Origin of the sequence: uncultured Caulobacter sp., from assembly GCF_937900395.1 — a bacterium.
Taxonomy (GTDB): Bacteria; Pseudomonadota; Alphaproteobacteria; order Caulobacterales; family Caulobacteraceae; genus Caulobacter.
Genome location: NZ_CALCDX010000192.1, coordinates 38,101 through 48,051, shown reverse-complemented (window position 1 = coordinate 48,051; position 9,951 = coordinate 38,101). Strand labels below are relative to the sequence as shown.

The following is a 9,951-nucleotide window of genomic DNA, read 5'->3' as shown; positions in this document are numbered from 1 at the left end:
GTGATGGTGGTGAAGGGCAATGTCGGCTCGTTCGAGGATTGCCAGGCCGCGGTGAAGAAGGTCGAGGCCGAGCTCGGCCCGATCGACATCCTGGTCAACAACGCCGGCATCACCCGCGACGGCATGCTGCACAAGATGACCTACGACCAGTGGTCGGAAGTGATCCGGGTCAACATGGACTCGGCCTTCAACATGACCCGCCCGGTGATCGAGGGCATGCGCGACCGCAACTGGGGCCGGATCATCAACATCAGCTCGATCAATGGCCAGAAGGGCCAGATGGGCCAGACCAACTATTCGGCGGCCAAGGCCGGCCTGATCGGCTTCACCAAGGCCCTGGCGCTCGAGAACGCCAAGAAGGGCGTCACGGTCAACGTGATCTGCCCTGGCTATATCGACACCGAGATGGTGGCCGCGGTGCCCGAGAACGTCCTGGCCGGCATCATCGCCGGCATCCCCGTCGGCCGACTGGGCAGGGGGGAGGAGATCGCCGATATGGTCTCGTTCCTGGCCGGCGAGCGGGCAGGCTTCGTGACCGGCGCCACGCTCACCCTCAACGGCGGTCAGTACATGGCCTGATCGGCCGCTCCGTAGGGACCGCATCCCCCGAACTCGGGCTTGACGGCTGCTGTGGCGTTTTGGCCTCATGCGCCCGTCTTCGGGGGAACGACGCTTTGCCGTCCAAGATTCGCCCCAGTCGGCGGGCAGTACGGATCGCATGAAATTCTGTAAGGCGGAGTTGGGCGTGAGCGGGGCGAAAGCGGCTCTGGCGACCCTCGCTCTGATGCTCATGGCGGGGGCGGCCGACGCTCAGCAGTTGCCGCATTCGCTGCGGGACGCCCTGCTGGGCCACAAGGGCGCGGCCGAGGCCCGGCGCGTGGCGGCCCCGCCGGTCGCGCGCTATGTCTCCGAAACGGGCGGGACCTTCGTCTTCGACAAGGCCGCCCCGCAGCCCCTGATCAAGTTCGACAACAGCACCGAGGTCTGGGTGCTGTCGCCCCAGCCCGCCCCGCGCGGCGACGTCATCTATCGCAACGATCTGGGCGAGCCGGTCCTTCGGGTCACCAAGTTGGGCGGCCTGATCCTGTTCACCGACGACGCGCCCATGGGCGCGGCGGTGGCGCTGTCGGGGCGCGCGACCTCGATCCAGCCGCCGGCGGTCCTGTCGATCGCCGCCCTGTTCCAGCGCCTGGTGATCGCGGCCAATCGCGCCAGTCGGGCCGCCCAGCGCCAGATCGAGTTCGCCACGCTGGAAGACGCCCGACCCGAAACCTCCGTCCTGATCGCCGACTCCGCCATCGTGACCGCAGAAGCGTTCGAACAGGCGGCGCGCAGGGGCGACAGATCGCTGCTCTCGAAGATCGGGCGCGTGCTGCTGACCGAAGGCCGAAAGCCTGGCGCGCAGCTGAAGGACGGTTCGCTGATCGTCACGTACGCCCCTGGCCATGGCCTGGCGGGCCGCCCCTCGTCCAAGCGCATCATCAAGGTGATGGACCGTTAGGACCTAAGATCGTGGCGGCGTAACCATAAAGCCTTAGGTCGTGTTTACTCTCGGCCGATACCAGCGTTCTTGAAAGCATGTCCGTGTGCGCGTCCCGCCTCGCCGGCGGCGGCGTTCGCGCGGGCGTTTCTCGTCTGCAAGGTCTGCCTGGTCGTCATGGATAGCCCCGATCTCGTTCTGGCTCCCGAGCGCGGCCGCCTGAAGATGGCCGATATCGCCCGCATGGCGGGCGTATCGATCTCGACGGTGTCGCGGGCCTTGGCCGGCAATCCGCTGATCCCCAAGGCGCTGCGGGATCAGATCGTCGAGATCGCCCAGACCCACGGCTATGTCGTGAACCAGTCGGCCCGCAGCCTGCGCCTGCGCAAGACCGACACCATCGGCGTCATCATTCCCCTGGCCCACGAGGCTGGGCAGATGATTTCCGATCCGTTCTTCCTGGAGATGGTCGGTCGCCTCGCCGACGAGATCACGCGCCGCGACTACCTGGTGCTCCTGAACAAGGTGATCACCACCGAGCCGGGCTGGCTGGACAGGATCATCCAGTCCCACCGCGCCGACGGCCTCTTGGTCATCGGACAGAGCACCCAGCACGAGGCGCTCAACAGCGTCGCCGACACCTATCGCCCGATGGTCGTCTGGGGCGCTGCGATGCCCGGGCATCGCTATTGCCTGGTGGGCAGCGACAATCGCGAGGGCGGGCGCCTGGCCGTGTCGCATCTGATCGCGCGAGGGCGGCGCCGGATCGCCTTCCTGGGCGAGATCGACGCGCCCGAGGCGGCTCAAAGGTTCGAGGGTTACCGGAAGGGTCTCGAGGAGGCGGGCGTCGCCTTCGATCCCGCGCTGGTGATCCCGTCGCACTACACCCGCGGGGACGCACAGAGAGCGATGGAGGGCCTACTGGCCTCGGGCGTCGAATTCGACGCGGTTTTCGCATTCTCCGACGTCTTGGCCCTGGCCGCGCTGACGACTCTGCAGCGGGCGGGCAAGAGCGTGCCGGGGGACGTGGCGGTGGTCGGGTTCGACGATATTCTGCTGGCTCAGCACAGCGCGCCGCCGCTCACCACGATCCGTCAGGACCTGGAGGCGGGCGCGCGGATCATGGTCGATCTGCTGTTCCGCCGCATGGAGGGGGTCGCCTCTCCCTCGACGATTTCGCCGGTGGAGCTGGTGGTCCGCGAAAGCGCTTAAGGCGGCTAGGTCAACCGGCGTCCACGCCGACCGACTTCAACTCTTTCAGGAACCGCATCAGGCTCTGGTGCGAGCGGCGCAGGCTGTGCATGAACTCGGGCTTGGCGAACACTTCCTGCGGAACGATGAAGCCTTCTCGCCCGACGCGCTTGGCGACGCCGCGGTCCAGCATCTCGACGAACCAGCGGCGGACGGTTTCGTAGGGGAGGCCGAGAGAATCCGCGACTTGGCGCACCGTCAGCGGGCGACGCTCATGATCTGGCGGCACGTCCTCGAGTTCGGAGTAGACCGAGCCGCGCAAGTGCGAGGTGTTCCCAGCCCAAAGTGTCGTGAAGACAAGGCTATACAGAATGTCCGCGTGATGGACTTCATTCGCGATTTCAACCCACCGCAACATGTAATCGGTCGCATAGCGATGGACGGCGCGAACGTTCGCGAACTCTTCGGACATCTGGAAAGCAACTCCCCCTGCGTCAGCCTTTGGGCTGTCTTGAAAAGGATTGCACGCCTACAATGTCAAAGCCATGCGACCAAGTTGCCCAGTTTGAGTATTGGGCAGAAGTGCTGCGGCGAAAGGTCGCGGTGGTCGCCCAGGACTAGGCGCGGGAGGGCGTCCAGTCCGGCGCGGCCATTTCGAAGCCTTCAAACCGGAAGCCCGGCGCGACGGTGCAGCCGACCAGGGTCCAGGCGCCCAGGCTGACGGCGGTCTGCCACCACGACGTCGGCACGACCACCTGGGGGCGGCAGCCCGCGCGCAGGTCCGGTCCCAGCACATAGGCGGTGGCGCCCTTGCCGTCGGGCGGCGACAGGCTGATCGAGATCGGCGCGCCCGCGTACCAGTGCCAGGTCTCGACCGCGTCGACCCGGTGCCAGACCGAGACCTGGTCGGCCTCGAGCAGGAAGTAGATGCAGGTCGACTTCGCCCGGCCGTCCGGGCCCGGCTCGTCCTGGAAGGTCTGCCGATACCAGCCGCCCTCCGGATGCGGCTGGAGATCCAGCATCCGGATGATCTCCTTGGCGCCCAGGTCGCCGGAAATAGCCTTCTCGATCACGCTCTCACTCATCCCTTGAAGCTGTCCTTGGCGGCGCGGATCTCGGCGAAGGCCTCGGCGGCCGTGGCCGCGTCGGGACGCAGCAGAGGCGCGCGCAGGAACGGATTGGTCGCCTTTTCGACGGCGATGGTGGTGGGCACGGTGGCTTCGCCGCGCTCGCGGGCGGCGAACACGGCGTCGGCGCGCGCCTTCAAGGCCGGGGCGTCGTCGACCGACAGCGCGAAGCGTGCGTTCGAGGCGGTGTATTCGTGCGCGCAGTAGACGGTGGTCTGGTCGGGCAGGGCGGCCAGCCGCGACAGCGACGTCCACATCTGTTCGGCCGTGCCCTCGAACAGGCGGCCGCAGCCCAGGGCGAAAAGGGTGTCGCCGACGAAGGCGATCCCGTCGGCCGCGTCGTGATAGCTGATGTGGCCCAGGGTGTGGCCGCCGGTGTCCAGCACGTCGAAACGGGTCTCGCCCAGCATGATCGTGTCGCCGTCCTTGAGCGCGCGATCCAGCGGCGCGATCCGGGTCACCTCCTCGGGACCCGCGATCGTCGCGCCGGTCGCCGCCTTCAGCGTCGCGTTGCCGCCGGCGTGGTCCGGGTGCCAGTGGGTGTTGAGGATCAGGTCCAGCGTCCAGTCCAGCTCGCCCAGCTTCGCCAGGATCGCCTCGGCGTCGGGCGTATCGATCGTCGCCACCTGACCGCTGGCCTCGTCGCGAACGAGAAAGCCGTAGTTGTCGGACAGGCAGGGGAACTGGTGGATGGTGATCGGCATGGCGCAAGCTCTATCGCCACGACGCGGGCGCGAATACAAGGATGACCTCCAAGCTCGGGAGACTCAATGCGCCGCGACGTGCTCGATCTCAGGGCCTTCTACGCCGCCCCCCTGGGGCGCGCGGCCCGGACCATGCTGACGCGAAAGGTCGAGGAAGCCTGGGGCGACACCCGGGGCCTGGACGTGCTGGGTCTCGGCTACGCCACGCCCTTTCTGGACGCGGCCCGCGCCAATGCTCGCCGCGTCGTGGCCGCCATGCCCGCCCAGCAGGGGGTCGAGGTCTGGCCGCACGGCGGCCGCAACCAGGCCTGCCTCGTCGAGGAGACGGCGCTGCCTCTGCCCAACGCCCTGTTCGATCGCGTGCTGGCCGTCCACGCCCTTGAAGAAGCCGATGATCCCGCCGCCCTGCTGGCCGAGATCGGTCGGGTCATGGCGCCGACCGGCCGCCTGATCGTCGCCGTCTCGTCGCGCGACGGCGTCTGGACCGGGGCCGAGGGTACGCCCTTCGGCCATGGGCGTCCCTACAGCCGCAGCCAGCTGGAGAGCTTGATCCGCGAGGCGGGGCTCGAGCCCGCCGGCTGGACGCGGGCGCTCTATGTGCCGCCCTTCGCCGCCATGTCGGGCTGGGCCGAGGGCTTCGAGCAGGTGGGGGCGCGCCTGTGGCCGCGCTTCGCCGGCGTGATCCTGATGGAGGCGATCAAGCAGACCTTCGCCGTGAAGCCCCAGGGGCGAAAAGCGCCGGCGCGCGTCTTCGCCCCGGGCGTGCTGCTGCCCAGTCCCGCCGGTCCGGCTCCGGTGCGCCACGGCAAGGGGCGCCCGGCGCCCGTTCATAAGGCGCCGAGCAAGCCTTGAGCGCGAACGGGCTTGGAGCCGGGCCTCCGGACGCCTAGCTTGGAGTCGCAATCCCCTGTTCGCTCGTTGGAGCCCGCCATGAAGATGATCGTCGCCGTGATTAAGCCGAGCCGCCTGGACGCGGTGCTCGAAGCGGTCACCGAGGCGGGGGCGTCCGGCCTGACGGTGACCGAGGTGCGCGGCTATGGCCGTCAGAAGGGCAAGACCGAGGTCTATCGCGGCGCCGAATACGAAGTGAAGCTGCTGCCCAAGGTGAAGCTGGAGATCGCCGTGCCGACCGACGTGCTCGAGCCGGTGATCGAGGCCCTGCAGCGCACCGCCAACACCGGCAAGATCGGCGACGGCAAGGTCTTCGTCATGGACCTTGAGCAGGCCTTGCGCATCCGCACCGGCGAGCGTGACGCGGCCGCCATCGCGGGATAACGTCCGAGCGTGTTTCGACACGACCTCGCCTTGAAGCGGAGCCATAGCTAGGCTCCGCGCGTTGTCCAGGTTCACGGCGTTCAGGGCGACATGGATTCTGTTTCTTCCGTTTTTGAGCCGGGCCAGACCTGCTGGCGCGTCGAGGCCGCCGACCGGGTGGCCCTGATGATCGACAACGACGAGACGTTCGACGCGCTCAAGCCGCTTCTATTGTCGGCCAAGAAGTCGATCTGGATCCTGGCCTGGGTGTTCGATCCGCTGACGCGCCTTGACCCCGACCGCGTGCGCAAGAGCCGCGACCCGACCCAGGCCGACCGCATCGGCTTGATCCTGCGACGGCAGGCGGCGCTGAATCCGGCGCTGGATGTGCGGGTGCTGACCTGGGACATGCCGTTTCCCATCGCCGCCTCGCAGCTGTTCGGACCGCATCGCGGCGCGGCTTTCTTCGCGGGCTCGCGGGTGAAGTACCGCCTCGACGCCACCCTGCCGGCCAGCGCCTGCCACCACCAGAAGGCGGTGATCATCGACGGCGTCACCGCCCTGGTCAGCGGCGGCGACATCGGCGTGGATCGCTGGGACGACTGTCGCCACCTGGACAACAATCCGCTGCGTCGGCTGCCGACCGGCCGCCACTACCCGCCGCGCCACGAGGTCTCGATGCTGGTCGATGGCCGCGCCGCCGAGGCGGTGGCCGACCTGTTCATCGATCGCTGGCGCGCCTCGGGCGGGGACGCGATCGAGCGCCCGGCGCGGCCCGAGGTCACCCCCTGGCCCGATCACTTGAGGCCCGATCTGCGACGCTTGCCCGTCGCTGTGGCCCGCACCTCTGCCGAATGGCGGGGCCGTCCGGAGATCACCGAGTGTCTGCTGCTGCACCTGGCGACGATCAAAAGCGCGCGGCGGCTGATCTATCTGGAAAACCAGTACCTGACCTCGCCGATCATCGTCGAAGCGCTGGCCGAGCGCCTGTTCGAGCCCGACGGGCCGGAGGTGGTCACGGTCGGTCCGGCGCGCAGCCCCAGCTATTTCGACCAGATGACCATGGACAGCGCCCGGACGGCGGCGATCAACCGCTTGCGCGAGGTCGACATCCACAAGCGCTTCTCGGCCTTCTCGGCCCACACGCCCAATGGCGGGCCGATCATCGTCCATTCCAAGGTCACGATAATCGACGACCGGCTGCTGCGGATCGGCTCGGCCAACCTCAACAATCGCTCGATCGGCCTCGACAGCGAGTGCGACCTGGCCTTCGAGGCGCGCACTGATCTCGAGCGCGAGACGGTCAGGGCGTTCCTGGGGCGGCTGGTCGGCCACTTCATCGACCGCTCGGCGACCGACGTGCTGGACGCCATGGAGCGGGAAGGCGGTCTGGCGGCGGCGATCAACGCGCTGGACGTCCACGGCGGCCCGCCGCGACGCCTGAGACCCGCCCCGGTCCGCAAGCTGGGGCGCATCCAGAAGTTCATCGCCGACTGGAGCCTGGGCGACGCCATCGCGCCCGATGACGCCTGGCGACCGTGGGGACGGCGCGCGCGCCTGAAGCGGGATCTGGCGCGGCTTACCGCGCCGCCGCCGGCGCCGCCGGAGCGTCTGCAGCCGTGATCTCCAGCTCGACCACCAGCGGCAGGTGGTCCGAGGCGATCCGCGCGCGGGCGTCATAGGGTGAGCGCACGCCGCGCGTCTCCAGACCCTTGGTCAGGAAGACGTGGTCGATGCGCATGAACGGGAAGCTGGAGGGAAAGGTCGCGGTCGCTGGGCGCGGCCAGGCGGGCGACGGCGCCTGGGCGTCGCGCAGGGCCGTGCGCAGCATCCGATAGGTCGCCGAATAGGGCGTGGCGTTGAAGTCGCCCAGCACCACCCCTGGCGCGACCCAGGCATCATCGCCCATCCAGTCCGGGCCCAGCAGGGCGGCGGCCTGGCGCTTCTGCTCCTGGGGCACCAGGCCCAGGTGCGTGTTGATGATCTGAACCTTGGTTCCGCCGACCTCGACCTCGACCCACAGCGCGCCGCGCGGCTCGAGACCCGGTACGCGGCGGTAGAGCGGCAGGCCCTTGGCCTTGATGCGACGCTCGGGCAGGGCCGTCAGGATGGCGTCGCCATAAAGCTCCTCCTCCACGGCCATGGCCGGGTGGAAGTGGAAGCTCATCTTCAGCAGTTCGGCCAGGCGATGGGCCTGATCGACGCCGCGCGTGCGGGCGCGACGCACGTCCAGCTCCTGCAGCGCGACGACGTCTGGCTTTTCGGCGGCGATCACCTCGGCCACACGCTCCACATCGAGCTTGCGGTCGGCGCCCACGCAGCGGTGGACGTTGTACGTCATGAGACGAAGGGTCTTCATCCGCCGAAGAGATCGCCCGAGCCCGGCGAAGGTTCCCTTATCGCGGGTCCGCCATTGCGGCTGAGCATGAAGAGGCAGCTCTCCGCGCGCCAGTTCTCGATCGCCTTGGTCGGATCGATCGGCCGCGCCGCGCCCTGGCCGGCGAAGGCGGCGCAGGCGTCGACCCGCAGGTTCAGGTCCTCGGTCAGGGCCATGAAGTCGGCGAGGGTGCAGAGGTGGATGTTCGGCGTAGACCACCAGGGCAGGGGCAGGGCCTTGGTCTCGGGCATCCGCCCTCGACTCAGCAGCGACCAACGCACCCGCCAGTGGCCGAAGTTCGGGAACGAGACGATGGCCCGCTCGGCGATCCGCAGCAGCTCGTCCAGCACATGGCGCGGATTGCGCGTCGCCTGCAGGGTCTGGGACAGCACCGCGTAGTCGAAGCTGCGGTCGGGGAAGTGGTCGAGGTCCTGATCGGCGTCGCCCTGCACCACCGACAGGCCGCGCGCCATGCAGGCGGCGACGCCGCTGGCGCTGAGCTCCAGGCCGCGGCCGTCGATCTGTTTCTCGTGGGCCAGGAGGTCCAGCAGCGCGCCTTCGCCGCAGCCGACGTCCAGCACGCGGGAGCCAGGGCGCACCAGGCGCAGGATCTCGCGGAAGTCCTCGCGGATGATCGTCACGCCAGCCCCCGATCGCGTTCGGCCGAACTGATGAAGCCGGCCAGGGCCGCGTCCATCACCGGCTCGTCCAGCAGGAAGGCGTCGTGGCCCTTGTCGCTCTCGATCTCGACGAAGGCGGCCTTGGCGCCGGCGGCCGTCAGGGCGCGGACCAGGTGGCGGCTCTCGGCGGTGGGATACAGCCAGTCGCTGGTGAAGCTCAGCACGCAGAACCGCACATGCCGCGCAGCCGTGAAAGCCTTGGCCAGCACCCCGCCATGGGCGGCGGCGATGTCGAAATAGTCGGTGGCCCGCGTGATGTAGAGATAGCTGTTGGCGTCGAAGCGATCGACGAAGCTGGCGCCCTGGTGGCGCAGGTAGCTCTCGACCTGGAAGTCGGCGTCGAAGCCCCACGACAGGCCGTCGCGCTTCAGCTCGCGGCCGAACTTCCGCTGCAGGGCCGGCTCGGACAGATAGGTGATGTGCGCGGCCATCCGCGCCACGGCCAGGCCCTTGCTGGGCTGGACGCCGTGCTCGGCATAGGCGCCGCCGCGCCAGTCCGGATCGGCCATGATCGCCTGGCGGCCCACTTCGTGGAAGGCGATGTTCTGGGCCGAGTGGCGCGAGGCCGAGGCCAGGACCACGGCGCTGAACAGCCGCTCGGGATAGTCGACCGCCCACTGCTGGGCCTGCATGCCGCCCATCGAGCCGCCGATCACGGCGAACAGGGTCTCGACGCCCAGCGCCTTCACCAGCATGGCTTGGGCCCGCACCATGTCGGCGATGGTGATGACAGGGAAGGTCAGGCCGTAGGCCTTGCCGGTCGCCGGATTGATCGAGGCGGGGCCGGTCGAGCCCATGCAGCCGCCGATCACGTTCGAGCAGATGATGAAGTGCTTGTCCGGGTCCAGAGGCTTGCCGGGCCCGATCATGCGCAGCCACCAGCCGGGTTTGCCCGTCGTCGGGTGCGGCGAGGCCACGAACTGGTCGCCGGTCAGGGCGTGGCAGATCAGGATGGCGTTGGACTTGTCGGCGTTCAGCTGGCCGTAGGTCTGATAGCCGATCTCCAGGCCTTCCAGCACGGCGCCGGAGTCGAGCCGCAGGGGCTCGTTGGCGGGAAACCGCCAGGTTCCCCCACCAGCGAGCGGGGCGGCGGGCGTGATCGGATCGAGCGCAGCCATGTCCGCCTTGGAGCGCTTGG

The 9,951-nt window shown here is 68.6% G+C and carries 12 protein-coding genes and 1 pseudogene; 7 read left to right on the top strand and 6 right to left on the bottom strand.

Features of this window, described 5'->3' with window-relative positions; all coding sequences use genetic code 11:
• The 4 genes and pseudogenes from phbB to Q0379_RS16715 all read left to right on the top strand — a co-directional run.
• Positions 1 to 579, top strand: a 579-nt coding sequence (gene phbB / locus Q0379_RS16730) for an acetoacetyl-CoA reductase (RefSeq protein ID WP_299013984.1), incomplete at its 5' end; no start/stop codon positions are given.
• Between the two features lie 139 nt (positions 580 to 718).
• Complete coding sequence (locus Q0379_RS16725; RefSeq protein WP_299013981.1) at positions 719 to 1,501, top strand: DUF4908 domain-containing protein; 783 nt, start codon at positions 719 to 721, stop codon at positions 1,499 to 1,501.
• A 156-nt stretch (positions 1,502 to 1,657) separates the two neighbouring features.
• A pseudogene (locus Q0379_RS16720) lies at positions 1,658 to 1,828 on the top strand (LacI family DNA-binding transcriptional regulator); the annotation flags it as partial.
• Positions 1,829 to 1,834: 6 nt separating this feature from the next.
• Positions 1,835 to 2,692, top strand: a complete 858-nt coding sequence (locus Q0379_RS16715; RefSeq protein WP_366519330.1) for a substrate-binding domain-containing protein — start codon at positions 1,835 to 1,837, stop codon at positions 2,690 to 2,692.
• A 10-nt stretch (positions 2,693 to 2,702) separates the two neighbouring features.
• Here the strand turns inward: Q0379_RS16715 and Q0379_RS16710 are convergent, their stop codons facing one another.
• From Q0379_RS16710 to gloB, 3 genes are all read right to left on the bottom strand, one after another.
• Complete coding sequence (locus tag Q0379_RS16710) at positions 2,703 to 3,143, bottom strand: hypothetical protein (protein ID WP_299013978.1); 441 nt, start codon at positions 3,141 to 3,143, stop codon at positions 2,703 to 2,705.
• A 145-nt stretch (positions 3,144 to 3,288) separates the two neighbouring features.
• On the bottom strand, positions 3,289 to 3,756 hold the full coding sequence (locus tag Q0379_RS16705) for a cupin domain-containing protein (protein ID WP_299013973.1): 468 nt from the start codon (positions 3,754 to 3,756) through the stop codon (positions 3,289 to 3,291).
• Positions 3,753 to 4,502, bottom strand: a complete 750-nt coding sequence (gene gloB, locus Q0379_RS16700; protein ID WP_299013971.1) for a hydroxyacylglutathione hydrolase — start codon at positions 4,500 to 4,502, stop codon at positions 3,753 to 3,755. The genes Q0379_RS16705 and gloB overlap by 4 nt, the downstream gene beginning before the upstream one ends.
• Before the next feature lie 66 nt (positions 4,503 to 4,568).
• On the opposite strand from gloB, the gene Q0379_RS16695 reads away from it, so the two are divergent.
• The 3 genes from Q0379_RS16695 to Q0379_RS16685 all read left to right on the top strand — a co-directional run bounded on the left by Q0379_RS16695 (position 4,569) and on the right by Q0379_RS16685 (position 7,379).
• Entirely contained in the window at positions 4,569 to 5,354 is a 786-nt protein-coding gene (locus tag Q0379_RS16695; protein ID WP_299013969.1) for a class I SAM-dependent methyltransferase, read from the top strand.
• Between the two features lie 78 nt (positions 5,355 to 5,432).
• Positions 5,433 to 5,777 carry a P-II family nitrogen regulator gene (locus Q0379_RS16690; RefSeq protein WP_010918409.1) on the top strand — a complete coding sequence of 115 codons (345 nt, stop codon included), beginning with the start codon at positions 5,433 to 5,435 and terminating at the stop codon, positions 5,775 to 5,777.
• Between the two features lie 90 nt (positions 5,778 to 5,867).
• On the top strand, positions 5,868 to 7,379 hold the full coding sequence (locus Q0379_RS16685; RefSeq protein ID WP_299013965.1) for a phospholipase D-like domain-containing protein: 1,512 nt from the start codon (positions 5,868 to 5,870) through the stop codon (positions 7,377 to 7,379).
• Here the strand turns inward: Q0379_RS16685 and Q0379_RS16680 are convergent.
• The 3 genes from Q0379_RS16680 to Q0379_RS16670 are packed head-to-tail and all read right to left on the bottom strand — an operon-like array spanning position 7,336 to position 9,931.
• Positions 7,336 to 8,115, bottom strand: a complete 780-nt coding sequence (locus Q0379_RS16680; protein WP_299013962.1) for an endonuclease/exonuclease/phosphatase family protein — start codon at positions 8,113 to 8,115, stop codon at positions 7,336 to 7,338. The genes Q0379_RS16685 and Q0379_RS16680 overlap by 44 nt on opposite strands.
• Positions 8,112 to 8,774 (bottom strand): methionine biosynthesis protein MetW, encoded by a 663-nt coding sequence (gene metW, locus Q0379_RS16675; protein ID WP_299013959.1) that lies wholly within the window; start codon positions 8,772 to 8,774, stop codon positions 8,112 to 8,114. Before metW ends, Q0379_RS16680 begins: the two co-directional genes overlap by 4 nt.
• A complete protein-coding gene (locus tag Q0379_RS16670) occupies positions 8,771 to 9,931 on the bottom strand; it encodes a homoserine O-acetyltransferase (RefSeq protein ID WP_299013987.1) in 1,161 nt (386 codons plus the stop codon). Before Q0379_RS16670 ends, metW begins: the two co-directional genes overlap by 4 nt.
• Between the last annotated feature and the right edge of the window lie 20 nt (positions 9,932 to 9,951).

Excerpts from the sequence above, each read along its gene's own strand:
- Q0379_RS16705 (WP_299013973.1), bottom strand. The coding sequence starts at position 3,756 with ATGAGTGAGAGCGTGATCGAGAAGGCTATTTCCGGCGACCTGGGCGCC.
- Q0379_RS16680 (WP_299013962.1), bottom strand. The coding sequence starts at position 8,115 with ATGAAGACCCTTCGTCTCATGACGTACAACGTCCACCGCTGCGTGGGC.
- Q0379_RS16695 (WP_299013969.1), top strand. The coding sequence starts at position 4,569 with ATGCGCCGCGACGTGCTCGATCTCAGGGCCTTCTACGCCGCCCCCCTG.
- Q0379_RS16690 (WP_010918409.1), top strand. The coding sequence starts at position 5,433 with ATGAAGATGATCGTCGCCGTGATTAAGCCGAGCCGCCTGGACGCGGTG.
- Q0379_RS16685 (WP_299013965.1), top strand. The coding sequence starts at position 5,868 with ATGGATTCTGTTTCTTCCGTTTTTGAGCCGGGCCAGACCTGCTGGCGC.
- Q0379_RS16725 (WP_299013981.1), top strand. The coding sequence starts at position 719 with ATGAAATTCTGTAAGGCGGAGTTGGGCGTGAGCGGGGCGAAAGCGGCT.
- Q0379_RS16710 (WP_299013978.1), bottom strand. The coding sequence starts at position 3,143 with ATGTCCGAAGAGTTCGCGAACGTTCGCGCCGTCCATCGCTATGCGACC.
- gloB (WP_299013971.1), bottom strand. The coding sequence starts at position 4,502 with ATGCCGATCACCATCCACCAGTTCCCCTGCCTGTCCGACAACTACGGC.
- Q0379_RS16670 (WP_299013987.1), bottom strand. The coding sequence starts at position 9,931 with ATGGCTGCGCTCGATCCGATCACGCCCGCCGCCCCGCTCGCTGGTGGG.